At 77.3% G+C, this 14,405-nt stretch carries 8 protein-coding genes and 1 tRNA gene; 2 read left to right on the forward strand and 7 right to left on the reverse strand.

Annotated features, from left to right (window positions below):
* Positions 1-92: 92 nt before the first annotated feature.
* Together I6A81_RS18350 and I6A81_RS18355 are read right to left on the reverse strand one after the other, a co-directional pair.
* On the reverse strand, positions 93-371 hold the full coding sequence (locus I6A81_RS18350) for a hypothetical protein (RefSeq protein ID WP_203000222.1): 279 nt from the start codon (positions 369-371) through the stop codon (positions 93-95).
* 34 nt (positions 372-405) lie between these two features.
* A complete protein-coding gene (locus I6A81_RS18355; RefSeq protein WP_407661325.1) occupies positions 406-2,097 on the reverse strand; it encodes an acyl-CoA synthetase in 1,692 nt (563 codons plus the stop codon).
* 321 nt (positions 2,098-2,418) lie between these two features.
* Here I6A81_RS18355 and I6A81_RS18360 point away from each other — a divergent pair, with 321 nt between their 5' ends.
* Positions 2,419-3,840, forward strand: coding sequence for an MFS transporter (locus tag I6A81_RS18360; protein ID WP_307874740.1), 1,422 nt, complete (start codon positions 2,419-2,421; stop codon positions 3,838-3,840).
* A 60-nt stretch (positions 3,841-3,900) separates the two neighbouring features.
* Here I6A81_RS18360 and I6A81_RS45630 read toward each other — a convergent pair whose 3' ends face one another.
* From I6A81_RS45630 to I6A81_RS18380, 4 genes are all read right to left on the reverse strand, one after another.
* Complete coding sequence (locus I6A81_RS45630; RefSeq protein WP_307874741.1) at positions 3,901-7,410, reverse strand: BTAD domain-containing putative transcriptional regulator; 3,510 nt, start codon at positions 7,408-7,410, stop codon at positions 3,901-3,903.
* A 158-nt stretch (positions 7,411-7,568) separates the two neighbouring features.
* Positions 7,569-7,853 (reverse strand): hypothetical protein, encoded by a 285-nt coding sequence (locus tag I6A81_RS18370; protein WP_203000216.1) that lies wholly within the window; start codon positions 7,851-7,853, stop codon positions 7,569-7,571.
* Between the two features lie 68 nt (positions 7,854-7,921).
* Positions 7,922-8,191, reverse strand: a complete 270-nt coding sequence (locus I6A81_RS18375) for a pyrophosphorylase (protein WP_203000214.1) — start codon at positions 8,189-8,191, stop codon at positions 7,922-7,924.
* A 109-nt stretch (positions 8,192-8,300) separates the two neighbouring features.
* Positions 8,301-13,202: an FtsK/SpoIIIE domain-containing protein gene (locus tag I6A81_RS18380; protein WP_238428323.1), complete on the reverse strand. Its 4,902-nt coding sequence runs from the start codon at positions 13,200-13,202 to the stop codon at positions 8,301-8,303.
* Between the two features lie 173 nt (positions 13,203-13,375).
* Here I6A81_RS18380 and I6A81_RS18385 point away from each other — a divergent pair.
* A tRNA-Ser gene (locus I6A81_RS18385) sits at positions 13,376-13,466 on the forward strand.
* Positions 13,467-13,571: 105 nt separating this feature from the next.
* On the opposite strand, the gene I6A81_RS18390 is transcribed toward I6A81_RS18385, so the two are convergent.
* The gene (locus tag I6A81_RS18390) at positions 13,572-14,114 is read right to left on the reverse strand and encodes a Uma2 family endonuclease (RefSeq protein WP_203000294.1); all 543 of its coding nucleotides are present in this window, start codon (positions 14,112-14,114) and stop codon (positions 13,572-13,574) included.
* Between the last annotated feature and the right edge of the window lie 291 nt (positions 14,115-14,405).

Consider the following 14,405-nt stretch of genomic DNA (forward strand, 5'->3'; position numbering starts at 1 on the left):
GCCGCTTACCCGGCCCAGCAGCGGCGCCGGCCCGATGCGGCGCGAGCCCGCTGCGGCACGAGCCCATTGCGACGCGGGCCCGTTGCTCGCGATCAGTCGACGCGCGGCGACGGCTCGGTCAGGCCGCGCTTGGCGGCGCCCCTGCGCGCGTCGGTCACGAGGTTGGCGAGGCGGTTCGGGTTGATCCTCAGCGCCGCGGCGGCCGGGCCACGGCCGACGAGGCGGTGCATGGACGCGGCGATCCTGGCCCGGTCCCAGGCGGCGTCGCTGACCGCCTGCTCCGCCTTTGCGTACCGCTGCTCGGCCATCCGATACTCGGCGACCAGCGCCTCGATCGCGACCTGGATCGCCGCGGCGGTGTCCTTGATCACATTTTTACCGTAGACCCACGGAGACGTCGTCGGGTCAGGAACCGGCGAGCAGCTTCTTCTGAACCTTTCCCATCGCATTGCGGGGGAGTGTCTCGACGACGCGGACCTCACGCGGTCGCTTGTGCACGGACAACTGTTCGGCGACGAACGCGGACACGGCACCCGGATCGACCGGCGCCGTGCCGTCACCGACCACATAGGCGACGATGCGCTGCCCCAGGTCCGCGTCGGCCACCCCGACGACGGCGGCCTCGGCGATCGCCGGATGAGCGAGCAGCGCGGCCTCGACCTCGCCGGCGCCGATCCGGTAACCCCCGCTCTTGATCAGGTCGACCGAGGTACGGCCGACGATCCGGTGCCAGCCGTGCGCGTCGATGACCGCCGCGTCACCGGTCCGGAACCAGCCGTCGGGTGTCCAACTGGCCGCCGTCGCCTCCGCCAGGCCCAGGTAGCCGTCGAACAGGGTCGCGCCGCGGACCTGCAACTCGCCGATCGACTCGCCGTCACGGGGCACGTGGACGCCGTCCTGGCCGCCCTCGGGGTGCCCGGCGCCGGCGCCGGCATTCGCCCCAGCGCCGGCATCGGTCCCGGCGCCGGCCCCAGCCCCGGCACTGGCTCCAGCCTCGGCGTCGTCGGAGTCGCTGATCGGGCGCAGCCGGGTCTCGACGGTGGGCAGCGCCAGACCGACCCAGCCGGGCCTGCGCTCGCCGTCCGCCCGCACGGCGACGGTGATCAGGCTTTCCGTCATCCCGTACCGTTCGACGGGCACGAGGCCGGTGAGGCCCTCCAAGCGCCGCGCGACCGGGACCGGGAGCGGCGCGCTGCCGGAGACCAGCAGCCGGGCCCCGCCGAGCGCCGCCGCGGCCGACGGATCGTCACACACCCGCGACCAGACCGTCGGCACTCCGAAGAACAGGCTTCCGCCGTGCCGCTCGGCGGCAGCCGCGTAGGCATCGGGACGGGGCCGGCCGGTGTGCACGAGTGGGCTGCCGACCCGCAGCGCGCCGAGCACCCCGAGCACGAGGCCATGCACATGGAAGAGCGGCAGCCCGTGGACGAGCACGTCGTCCGGGGTCCATGCCCAGGCATCGGCGAGCGCGTCCAGGCAGGCGGCGATGGCGCGGCGTGAGAGCACGACGCCCTTTGGCGCACCGGTTGTCCCGGACGTGTACATGATCATTGCGGTGGAAGTCGGGTCCGGCTCGGGATGCGACCGTGACGACGCGCGGGCGAGATCGACCGGCACCACCGGCAGCCTGGGCCCACCGGGCAGCCCCAGCTCCAACCTCAGCCTGGCCGCGCCGTGGCCGCCGTGGCCGGTCGGAGGCTGTCCGACCCGCGCCGCGTTTCCGGACGGGGCAATGTCTCCGGACGGGGCCGTGTTTCCGGACGGGGCCGTGTTTCCGGACGGGGCCGTGTTTCCGGCCGGGGCCGCGGGCAGGTCGCCCAGCCACAGCTCGGCCTTCGAGTCGGTGAGGATGTGCGCGCGCTCCCGCGGGCCGGCGTCCGCCGGCATCGGCACCACCGGGACGCCGGCGAGCAGGCAGCCGACGACGGCCACCACGGTCTGGATGGTCGCTTCGCCGTGGACGGCGACGGCCCGGGCGCCGGCGACCTCGTCGGCGACCGCGCCGGCGGCGGCCCACAGCTCGCCCCTGGTCAGCGCCACCTCGCCGACCCGCGCGGCGGGACGGCCGTCGCCGGCGTTCGAACCGCTGGCGAGCAGGTCCGCGGTGCCGATCAGTCCAGCTGGGTCACCGGACGGGTAGCCGCCCGCGTGAGATGCCGTCGTGGGATGCACGGCTCCCATCGTGCCGGAATCCGCTTTCGGCCCGCCGACGACCGACCTGGTCCTTCTCGCGGATCTTTCTCAGGCCGTTCGACCGCCGGTCGACGCCCGCCTCCGGTAATCAGGATCCGTCCACGAGACGAGCCGTCGGCGCCGCGCCGGTTGACGGATGCTGAAGGTCGCCGCCCACGGCCGAGCGGCCGTCGGGGGCGGGGAGTCGCCGTGGGACTGGCCCGATCGACGGTAGGGGGATCCTCGGTGACCGGTGCCGGGCCTGACCACCTGGGCGGGCCGCCGCGGCGCGCGCGGGTGGCGTGCATGATCTCGATGGTGCTGCTCGGGCTGCTGGTCGGCTCGTGGGCGCCGCGGATCCCGGGGGTCAAGCAGGAGCTGGGCGTCAGCGACGGCGAGCTCGGGGTGGCGCTGCTGGGCGCGCCGCTCGGCGCTGTCGCGACGATGTGGCTCACCGGGATGCTTCTCGACCGGTTCGGCAGCCGGGCCGTCGTCCGGGTCATGCTCGTGCTCACCTGCTCGGTCGGTGTGCTGGTCGCGTTCGCGGGTGACGTCGCGGAGCTGTTCGCCGTGCTCGCGCTGTGGGGCGCGGCTGGCAGCGCCCTGGACGTGGGGCTGAACGCCCAGATCGCCACGGTCGAGCGCCGGTACGGCCGGCCGATCATGACCACTGCCCATGCCGCCTGGGCGGCCGGGGCGCTCGCCGGGGCCGGCGTCGGGTCGGCCGGCGCCGGGCTCGACGTGCCGCTTGCCGCCCAGTTCGGCGTCGTCGGCGCGTTCTGCCTGGTGGCGATGTTCCCGGCGACGGGGGCCATGCTTCCGCCCGAGCCGGCCGCCCGTGGCGTCGCCCCACAGCGGGGACGGGCGACCGCCGAGCCCGCGGCGCCGCGGCGGCCGGGCCGGGTGGGTCTGCCGGAGGCGCGCCGTCGCGTTCGTCGGTTCCGGCCGCGGCGCGGCCGGATGCCTCGGGCGCTGGTGGCGCTGTGCGCGATGGCGTTCGCCACCATGCTGTGCGAGGGCGTCGCCGCCGACTGGAGCGCCCTCTACCTGGAGGACGTGACCGGCGCCGCCGCCGGCGTCTCCGGCGTCGGGTATGCCGTCTTCAACGGCTGCATGCTGCTGACCCGGATCGTCGGCGACCGGGCGACGCTGCGCTTCGGGCCGGACCGTCTGGTCCGCGCCCTGGCTGGCGCGGCGGCCTGCCTGTTCGCGCTGGCGCTGGCGACCGGCGCCACCGCGGCCGGAACTCTCACCGGCGTCGTCGGCTTCGCGGCTCTCGGGGCCGGCACGGCCTGCGTCTTCCCGGTCGGCGTCTCGGCCGCTGTCCGGGTCGGGACGCGCACGGGCGCGTCCGTCGCCGCGTTCGCCACTCTCGGCTACGTCGGCTGGCTGAGCGGGCCGGCGCTGATCGGCGGCCTGTCCGAGCTGGTCGGGCTGCGCGGCGCGATGATCGTCGTGATCGGGCTGCTGGCCGTGATCGTGCTGCTGGCGCCTGCCCTGGCCGCGGGAGACGACCAGCGGGCGGCACCCGTGCCGGCTGAGCTGCCCGTTGTCGAGCCTCTTGGCGCGGAGCTTCATGGCGCCAAGCCGCCTGGCGTCAAGCCGTCTGGCGTCGAACCGTCTGGCGTCGGCTCGGCCGTCGACGCGCCTCGTGCTGGGGAAGGGTGAGGACGGGCGAAGCCGGGGGCGGCGGGGACCGGCGAGGGCCGGGTCGCCGCCCCGCCCTCGTCAGCGGCGGTCGCGGTGGCGGTAGCCGGGCAGGAGGGCCTGGACGAGCGCGGTCGTCTCCGGCTCCGCCGCCGGACCCGAGTGACGTCGGCCGGACGGACGGGCACCGGGGCGAGGCACCGTCGCGGGTGGAAGCGCGCGGTACATCTCGGTCGCGACGGCGGTGAGGGTGTTGCGGTCACCACGGGTGGCGACGGTGCGCAGCAGGTCCCGCCACAGCACCTCGGCGGCCGGCACAGCGCGCAACCCGGTCCGGCACGCGGCCATGGCCGTCACCGTGTCGCCCGACCGCAGGCTGAGCGTGGCCAGCCGGTGCGCGACGTCGACGACCGCTGAGCGCACGTGGGTCGCGATCCCGATGGAATGCAGCCAGCCGTACCGGCCGGCCGGCAGGTCCTCGGCGACAGGGCCGGTGACCAGGCGCAGCGCCGCCGCCAGCTCCTCGGCGGCCCGGGCGGGCGGCCTGTCGCCGTCGCCCGTCGTCGCCGCCTGGGCCTGGCAGGCGTGGGCGTGAAACCGCGTCCAGTCGCACCCGACATCGGGGCCGAGCCGCAGCCGCCCGTCGGCGTCGGCCGACAGCCGGGGACGGCCGGTCGGGTCGGCGCCGAGCCATCCGCGTGCGTGGCCGATCGCGTCGGCGACGCCCTGCTCGGACATCCCCTGAGGCCACAGGGCCGCGGCCAGCGCCCGCGTCGAGACGCCATCCGGGTGCAGCGCCAGATAGACGACGAGCTCCGTCAGGGCCTCGATCTGGTCGACGGCCACCGGGCCGGGGGCACTCACCGTGGGCCTGCCCAGTATCCGTGCCTCCACGGCGCCTGGGTCGGCCTCGTCCGGCGGTCCCGCGGGGCCGGCCGCGCCGTCCACCCGGTCTCCGGCCCCACCCGTGGGGCGTTCCGCGCCGGTTCGTGTCCCGGAGCCGGCCACCGGCGGGGCGTCCGGCGAGACGTGTCGTGGCGTCGGGACATGGCCCGTCGCCGGGACACGGCCAGTCGGCTGCTGGGTGGCCGGGCGGTGCTGGGCGTTCGCGGGGTTCTGAGCGTCGGTGGGGCGCTGGGTCTCGGTGGGGCGCTGGGTCTTGGTGGGAGGCTGGGCGCCCGCCGGCGGGGCGGTGGGGCGCTGGGTCTCTGGGGGGCGCTGAGCCTCCGCCGGCGGGACGGCGGGCATGGCGTAGGGGAGCTGGATGGGGGAGACGGGTCCCGTGGGTGCCGGTCCTGGGCGGGGCGGCTCCGGCGGAGCGGGGGAGCGCGGTGGCTGCCCACCGCCGGGCGGCGGTGTCGTGTCGCGCGCGATGGGCACCAGGACCGACAACGGCCGGCCGCCGGACGGGGGACCGGGCGCCGGGAACCTGGTCGGCGGTGGTTCCGCCGGGCGGTCCGAGCTGGGTTGGGTACCTGCCGCCGCGCCGGGTGGTGTCCGCGGGTCGGCCTCGTGACGGCCGGGGCTGGGCGCGACGGGCCCGCCCGGCGGACGCCTCGCGGGCACCGCGGGTGGGAGCGGCTCCGGAATCACAGGCAGGAACGTGCCGGGAAAGGTCCGCGGGCCGGTGCCGGTGGGAGGCGGGTTGGCGCCGGTGGGAGGGGAGAACCCGGTCCGCGCCGGACCGCCGGGCGGGATGGCCGCGGGGAGCCGCCCGGGCGAGGGCGTGGGTGCGTCGGCGGCATCGGGTGGCCCGCCGAGCGGGTCGTCGAGGGAGCGGAACAGCTCGATGACCGTCGCGTACTCGGTGGCTGGCAGCCGCCGGGCCGTGACCTCGAGACCGAGCACGCCCAGCGAGAGCTGGCCACCCTCGCCGGCGGTGAAGACCCAGCGCGCCGCCGCCGTCCCGCCCGCGACCAGCACCCCGACCGCCCGGTCCCGCCCACGCGCGTACCGGGCCAGCCGCGCCGCGTCGGCCTCGTCGGGTGGGCTGGCCAGGACGAGCAGGTCCGGGGCCCACAGCGCCCGGGTCCTGGCCTGCTGCCGGCCACGGAGCACCCGGCCCGCCTCGGCGGGGTTCCAGGCGTCGCCCACCGTGCCGGACCGCGTCCGCCAGTCCTCGCGGACGGCCAGCTCGTCCAGGACCTCCCCGACGGTCGAGACCGCGCGCAGCCGGCCAGGCGCGATCGGCGACGGGTCGTCCGCGAACCCGACCAGGTAGACCCGCAGGTCGTCCGACCACTGGTTGGTGGCGAGCTCGACGGCGATCGAGACCGCGATCTCGCGGGCGAGCCGTGGGCTGCCTTCGATCGCGATGGGGCCCGGAGCCCCTTCGACGTCGACCAGGATCCAGGCCCCGCCGTCGTCGTGCCCCACGGTCGCGAGCCCCGGAAACGGGGCCGGGGTGTCCACGAGAAGCGCCGGATCCAGGCCGGCCGGCGTGTCCGGTGATCCGGCGGAGCGCTCGATCCGCCAGGTGCCGGGCGCTCCGCCCCTGTGCCAGGTGCCCGGCGGCGGCTCGGACGGGGCCGGCGCCATGTGCAGCACCAGCGCGTCGTCGGCGAGCGTCGCCGCGTACACCGGCGGCAACGGCCGGCCCTGGGCGGACAGCCAGGCGGACAGCAGACGGGTCGCCCGGTCGAGGAACACGGCCGCGTCGACGTCGGCCGCCAGCCGGAGCTCGTCACGCGCCCGCGAGAGCCGTCGCGACCGTGCCCGCGGGGACCGCGCGGCCAGCGCGGCCAGCAGCCCGGCGGCGAGCAGCGACGTCCCCGCGATCTCGCGGCGCCCGGCGGCGTCCGTCGCGCCCGCCATCACCGCCGCGTCCTCGCTCGCCCACGCGCCCGAAAGGCCTCGGCGGTCACCGCCGTCGACCGGGATCTGGCCCATGGGGGCCACGGGGGCGACGGCCAGGGACGGGGCGTCCGCGTCCGTGGTGGCGGCGGGCCCGGCGAGGACCGCCGCCCCGGACGCCAGCAGCGTCGCGGCGACCAGCCCGCGGGCGAGTGCCCGGGGCCGGTCGCCGAACGGGACCCGCCGCGTCGCGTCGGCCGGCCACCCTCGCCACTCGGCGACGACGCAGCCAACGAAGTGGGCCCAGGCCAGCCAGACCACCAGCGACAGGACGGCGACCAGATCGGCGGCGCCGAGCCCGCCGGGGACCGGCGGGCCGACGAGCCGGAGGAGCACCGCGGGCACCCCGCCCACGATCGCCAACAGGACCAGCGCCGCGCCGAGCGCCCGCCACCGCTCGCCGTCGCCGGCCGGCGCCGGCCGTGCCACCCGGGCCGGGCCGGCCGAGCCGTCGGGCCGGGCCAGCCAGGCCCAGGCGCGCTCGGCGGCGAGTGGGTCCGCTCCGCTCAGCAGGGTGGTCGTCGCCGCGGCGTCCTCGGCCGCTGTCGCCGTCGTCGGCGGCTCGGCGCGCCGCCGCGCCGGAACGGATCGGTCCCGCCGAGCCGCCCGGTCCGCGAGGCCGGGAGCGGGCCGCCGACGGGGAAGGTCCTCGTGGCCGGGCTCGCCTCGGTGGCCCGGTGCGCCGGCAGGCCGAGCATGCCGGCCGCCGGCTCGCCTGTTCGCGCCCCCGCCGGCCACCCGTGACCCTCCTCCCGCCCTCTGATCACTGTGCGTCGTTCCGGTATGTCCCAACAAGAGGATGCGCGGCATCTGGCCGTCTGTCCCGGCCATGGCCGACACTGGTCGGCGAGGGCCCGTGTCTGGCCGCTCGGTGGCAAAGGGCCCCGTCATGGGGCTCAGCCCGCGTTCTGGATGTCGTTCTGGATCTCGCCGAGCCGGACCCGCAGTCGGTCAAGCTGGGTGGAAAGGTCAGTCAGGGCACGCTCATAGGACGGCCAGACCGAGGAACGGAACTCGGTCGCGGCGCGGCCGTCCCAGTTCTCGGCGTCGGTGAGCACCCGGGCAAATCGTCGCAAGTTGTCGAAGTTGCGCAGCAGCGGCCCGTTGACGAGGGCACCGAGCCCGGCGACGGCGGCGACCGCCTCCGGCGTTCCGCGAACCGTGAGATCCGACGTGGACATGGCTTCTCCAGTAAGGATGGCTGAACGGGGACCGGCCGGCGGCCTGGGCCGTGAGTGGGAACGCCTGCTCAGGTGCCCGCGTCGGCGATCCGGCGGTTGACCTCGGCGACGGACCTCGCCAGCTCGTCGAGACTGGTCCCCAGGGTTGTCAGGGCGGCCTCGACATCCGGCCACACCTGGGCGCGGAACGCCTGGGCCTTCGGCCCCTCCCAGTAGCGGGGATCCGCGAGCGTGCCGCCGTGCTGGCGAAGGTCGGCCGTGGTCGTGGTGAGGCCGGGCAGCTCGTCGGCGAGGCCGCGGGCCGCCGCCTGTGCCGCGGGGGTCGTCACCGTTCTCATGGGGCCGCTCCTCGGCGGTCGCGGGGACATTCGGGAACGCGGCTCGGCGGCTGTTCCGGGAGGGTGGGCGCCGATCGCGGGGCGAGCGTAGGTCAGTCATGACTGGCCGTCATGCGGGGGTGTGACCCCCCGGCGGGACACCGGCGGGGTGCGGGACCTGGAGGAGCGTCGGCGTGCCCCGCCGGTAGAGCTGGCCGCGCCCGGGCGGGGCCAGGCCGGCGGCCGCGCGGGACAGCCGTCTCCCGAACAGCTCGCCGTCGGCCGGCCCCGCCGGCCACAGCAGAAGCCCGCCGCGGCCCCGGCGGGCCTCGACGAGGAAGCCGCGGAACTGGGTGTGCAGGTCCTCCGTCGTGGCCGCGGCGACCAGCGCGGCCCGCGCGTCCCGGGCGGCCCGCAGGAACGCCCCGATCGGCTCCGCGAGCGGGCTGTCGACCAGCAGCTCGGCGTCGTCGACCATCAGCGTCACCGCCGGCCCCGCGCCGCCCCGGCCCGCGGCCGCCAGCAGCCGGGTCAGCTCGGCCGGGCTCGCGGTGGCGTCGAGCGGGCCGAGCACCCCGTCAGTGCCCGCGAGCCCGCGCAGCGGTGAGGGCCGGGGGGTGACAAGAACCAGCGGGGTCCCACCCGCCAGCAGGGTCAACGCCATGGTGAGCAGCGCGGTGCTGCGCCCGGACCGGGGCGGCCCGGCGACGACGAAGCCCGGGCCGTCCTCGGCCAGGTCCACCGTCAGCGGCCCCAGCTCGTCCCCGCCCACCCCGACCAGGGCGACCAGCGGCGCCCGAGCGGCCGTCCCGGGTGCCATCCCCGCCGCCGGGCCGAGCGTCATTCCCGCCGCCTGGCCGAGCGCCAGCGCCTCGGTCAGGGTGATCCGGGCCGGCGGCGCGTCGACCCGCATCGGCGTCCACGCGTCGAGACGGGGACCGGTCGCCGGCCCGGGCGGCACCGCGTCACGGGCCGCCGCGGCCGCGCCCAGCCGGGCGAGCGCGGCCACCTGCGCCCGGCCCGACGGCTCCGGGTCGAGCAGCGCCACCTGCGTCTCGACCGCGACGGCGGCACCGGCCCCCCGGCGCTCGCCGGTGCCGGCGGCCTCGTCGACCGTCCGGAACCCGCGGCCGGGCGGCAGCCCCTCCCGCGCCGCCGATCCGGGCAGGCCGGCGAGCACGTAGTCGGCGCGGTCCGCGAGCCGCAGCACCAGGCGGTCCTCGATCACCGCGGCCAGCCGGCCGGTGAGGCCGCGGCCGTCCGTGGTGACCAGCACCCGCAGGCCGGCCGCCGGCCCCTCGCGCAGCAGCACCGACAGCTCGTCGACGAGCCGGCCGCCGTCGACGCCCTCGAAGGCCGACAGGAATCCCTCGTACCGGTCGAGCAGCAGCACCAGGTATGGCAGCGCCGCGTCCGGCTCGGCCGCCCGCTGCTCGGCCAGGTCTGCGTAGCCACGTTCGGCGAGCGCCTCCCGCCGCGCCGCGACCTCCGCCCGCAGCCGGCCGAACAGCCGCTCCACCCGGTCGGGGGAGTCCGCCCCGACCACGGCCCCGGTGTGTGGCAGCGCCGTGAGCGCCAGCAGCGCGTTGTTGCCGCAGTCCAGGCCGAACAGGTGCGCGTCGCGCACGCGGACGCGTGCCGCGAGCGCCCCCGCGAACGTCCGCAGCACCGTCGAGCGCCCGGACCGCGCCGAGCCGACGATCAACAGGTGCCCGCCGGCCTCCAGGTCGACCAGGCACGGCCGCTGGTCCTGCTCCCCGGGAAGGTCCGACAGCCCGATCGCCACCGGCGCCAGGCGGGCCCGCGGCGCGTCCGCGCGGCGCGGGCCGCCCACGTCGGGCAGGGCGCCCACGTCGGGCAGGGCGCCCACGTCGGGCAGGGCGCCCACGTCGGGCAGGGCGCCCACGTCGGGCAGGGCATCCACCGTGATCAGCGACGGCAGCGGCGGCAGCCACGGCCCGCGCTGCCTCGGCACCCCCACCAGGACGGCCGCGGCCCGGACGCGCTCGACGAGCAGCCGCAGGTCGGTGCCCGCGCCCTCGTCGGCGCTCGGCCGCGGCCGGCGGGGAGCCGGCGCGCCCAGCGCCCGCCATGGCAGCCCGACCACCCACGGCGCCTCGACCGGTCCGCCCGGCATCGCTGCCTCCGGTGGCGGGCGCCGGCCGCCGACCCGGGCCGCCTGGAACGGCGCGAGCGAGGCATGCCCCAGCCGCGCGAACGCCCGGCCCGGCGTCGACCGGGAGATCCGCGCCGCGTCCGGCGCGTCGAGGACGTCCACGCTCTCGCCCGCGTCGGTCATCCGCAACGCGATCCGCAGGTTCGCGTTCGCCCTGATCTCCGGGGAGACGACCCCGCCCGGCCGTTGGGTCGCCAGCAGCAGGTGGATCCCCAGCGACCGGCCGCGCTGCGCGATGTTCACCAGGCCGGACACGAACTCCGGCAGCTCCCGGGCCAGCGACGCGAACTCGTCGATCACGATCACCAGGCGCGGCAGCGGCGGCGGCGAGGGCGGGTCCGGCACACCCGGCAGCCAGGGCCGTCCCGCCGGCCCATCCGCCCCGGCGGGGGCCCTCAGGCGCACGTAGTCCTCGAGGTCCTTCGCTCCCGCCCCGGCCAGCATCCGCTCCCGGCGGCGCAGCTCGGCGTCCAGCGACGCCAGGGCCCGCGCCACGAGCTGGCCGTCGAGGTCGGTCACCAGGCCCACACAGTGCGGCAGGTCGACGCACTCAGCGAACGCGCTGCCGCCCTTGTAATCGACCAGGACGAACGTCAGCGCGTCCGGCCGGTTGGCCACGGCGAGCGCGGCGACGATCGACTGCAGCAGCTCCGACTTGCCGGAGCCCGTCGTGCCGGCGATCAAACCGTGCGGCCCGTCGCGGCGCAGGTCCAGTGTGAACGGCCCATCCAGACCGACCCCGACCGTGAAGGACGTGCTTCCGCCGGGAACGGCCGCCCAGCGGGCCGCGACCGCCGCCGCCGTCGGCCGCTCCAGCTCGAGCACGTCGAGCAGCCTGGCCCGCGCCGGCAGCGTCACCTCCTCCTCGTCGCCGCCGACGTCGCGCAACGCGGCGAGCGCCCGCGCCACTCGACCGCACCACGCCGCCGCGCCGGTGGCGGTCACCGACCCGTCCAGCGCCCGCCCTGCCGGGTCCAGCGCCGTGGCCGTGTCGACCAGGTCGGGACGGACGTCGTCGACGGCCCGGCCGCCGGCCTGGCGCAGCCGCAGCCCGTTCGGCGCCTGCTCGGCCACCGCCTGGCACTCGGCCGGCAACAGCAGCGCGTCGCGGTCCAGGCAGACGGCGTACACCCCGACGGCCGGCCCGTCGCGCAGCACCGAGACCACCCCGGGCAGCGCGCGCAACGCCCGGGCGCCATCGAGAACGACCAGCACGTCGGGCTCCCCGGCCAGCCGGGCCGACGGCCAGGACGACCGGCCCGGGGTGGCCGCCGGATGGCCACCCCGGCTCGCCATCCGAGCGCCGACCAGCGCGACCAGCTCGCCGATCCGGCGTGCCCGGCTGGCGTCGTCCGCGCCGACCAGCGCGACGGCCTCGTCATCCGCCGGCCGGGCGTGCGGCAGCCAGCGCGCCCAGTCCCACGCCCCCGCGCCGTCGGGCCAGGTCAGCAGATAGACGACCAGGTCCCGAGGGCTGTGCAGGACGGCCGCCTGGGCGAGCAGCCAGCAGCCGACGACGCGCGCCCACTCGCCCCGGCCCGCGATCCCGAGCACGCCGCGCTCCGCCAGCGCGACCGTGACGGGCACGTCCGGCGCCGTCCGGCGCCGTTCGCGCTCGTCCTCCGGCGCCGCCGGGTCGTGCAGCGTCAGCTCGCTGGGCAGGTCGGCGGTCCCGAGCCGCAGGCGCAGGTAGTCGGGGTCGGCGCGGCGGCGTTCCCACAGCCGCCGGCGCGGCCCGACCGCCGTCAGCAGCACCAGCGCGGGGTCCGGCGCCTCGGCGCGCCGCGCGGCGCATTCCCGCGCCAGGCCCGCCTCGGCCGCGCGCTCGACGCCGGCGACCTCGCGGTGATGCTCGGCGACGGCCCGGCGGTGGGCCAGCCGGGCCTGCCGGCCGCCGCTGGCATGCGAGCCGAGCAGGCTCAGCGGCCCGAGCAGCGCGAACAGCAGGAGGTAGTACGTGTGCAGGAACAAGGCCAGCGCTCCGGCGCCCGCCGCCGGGAGCAGCGCCATCAGCACCGGCACCGGCCGCCGCTCGGGCGCGGCCGGCTCGGGCGGCAGCCGGTAGCGGGCGGCCGGGCGGGCCGGCGGGAGCCGCGGCGGCCGGTTCACGTCGAGGCGGTGGCCGTCCGCCGCCGGCCGGGTCGCCAGGTCCGGTTCACGGGCGACGGTGACGGTCATCAGCACCGCCCCGACCGCCAGCCTCGGCGGGTCCTCGCCGCCGTCGGCGCGCGAGCCGCCCGGGTCGCCGTCGCGGCCGCCGCCGTGGGGCTCGCCCGCGGTGGACGGCGCCAGCAGCACCCGGCCGGCGGCGGGCAGCGGCACCCCGTCGAGGAGCACCTCGGCGAACCCGTCGCCGACGCTCGCCGGCACCACGGCGCACGAACCGTCCGCCCCGACGACGAGCGTGCACGCCGGGCCGGTGACCGCCGGGTCCGCCAGCGCCACGGCGCAGTCCTGGCCGCGCCCGACCGGGAACTCGCCGGGGCCGAGCCGGTGCACCACCCCCGCGCCCGGCCCGCTGACGATCCGCGCCTCGACCAGGCCGACCGGCTCGCCCGCCGGCGGACACCCGCCCGCCGACCCCAGGCCGATCACCAGGCCGTCGACCAGCGGCGACGCCCGCAGGCTCTCCCCGCCGTCCACCGGCCGGCCGTGGACGAACACCACCCCCGGCTCCCCGCCCCCGACGGGGCCGGGGCCGGGGCCGGGGCCGGGACGCTCGGGGGCCGTGGCGCTCGCGCCCGAGCGCAGGCTGGCGACCAGCGCGCGCCCGATCTCCCGGACGGGCGTCTCGTCGTCGGCCTCCACCAGAACGTCCGCGCCGGCCCCACGAACCGGGCCGACCACGGTCAGCATCAGTCGCACGCCCGCGCACGCTACGACCGGGCCGACCAGGAACCGGCCGGGCTGGGCACCCCCCCATCGCCCGGCCTCTTGACGGCCGCGCCGCTCGCCGGCTCGCGCCCGGGAGGCCGGCGCCCTCCCGTCACACCCTCCGTCCGAGACGCTATGCTTGACGAGCAACGCGGGGAGGCTTCGCCTAGTCCGGTCTATGGCGCCGCACTGCTAATGCGGTTGGGGGCATTAACCCCCTCCGGGGTTCAAATCCCCGAGCCTCCGCTCCTGATCAGGGGCCTGACCAGGGGATTCGCTCACATGGGTGGATCTTCGGGCCGGGCCTTGATCATTTTCTGGATTCCGTGCCCGCCGGAGCGGGCCGTCGCGTCACGTCAGCTGGGTCAGGTTGATCGTCACGGGGAACGGCTCGGTGACGTGAACGACACCGGCGCAGACGGCGTGCTCCCGGTAGACCTTCGACGCGGGGTCGAGGACATACGTGCAGGCGATGGGGATCCCGGTCGCCGACCACTCGACGCGCCAGTAGTGACCGATGCCGGCCTGGGCGTAGCGGTGGACCCCGACGATCCGTCCGGTGGCCTGGGAGCCGCGGGAGACCAGTTCGACGACGCACAGCACGTGCTCGGCGTGCATCGGGGTGGCGTCGAGCGCGTCGGCGCGGTAGACGACGACGTCGGGGCGGCGGATCGTCAACGGCGCGTCGGTCAGCCTTACCTCGACGGCGACGTCCGCGTTCCAGTCCGGCCCGCCGGCGAGGTCCAGGGCGTTGGCCATGAGCCGCGCCGCTCGCCGGCGTCGGGTGGAGGCGACGGCGGCGGTGACGACGCGCCCGTCGGCGATCTCGATGCCTGAGCGTCGTTCCTCCGACCAGCGGTCGTACTGCGGCGACGTGACCTTTTCAGCGGCGATGGTCCACCCCCTGGGCGGTGATCAGCGTAACGCGGAAAACCAGGTGAGCGGCCCCAGCGAGCGGCAGAAATCCCCCTTTTGGGGGTAGCCGCGTCCGCTGTGGCGCGGCTCTCAGGGATCCCGCGTCCTCGCCGCCGGGCCGGGCCGGGGTCGGACATGGCTCGGCGGGGCGCCCCCCGGGGGGGGGGCCCCGGGGGGGGGGGGGGGGCGGGGGGGGACGAGGTTGGCCGTGGCGGCGCGGCCGAGGAGCTCCTCGACGGCGGCGTAGCCCTCGTCGCCGAGGTCGAGGCT

The organism is Frankia nepalensis, from assembly GCF_016786325.1.
GTDB classification, from domain to species: domain Bacteria; phylum Actinomycetota; class Actinomycetes; order Frankiales; family Frankiaceae; genus Pseudofrankia; species Pseudofrankia nepalensis.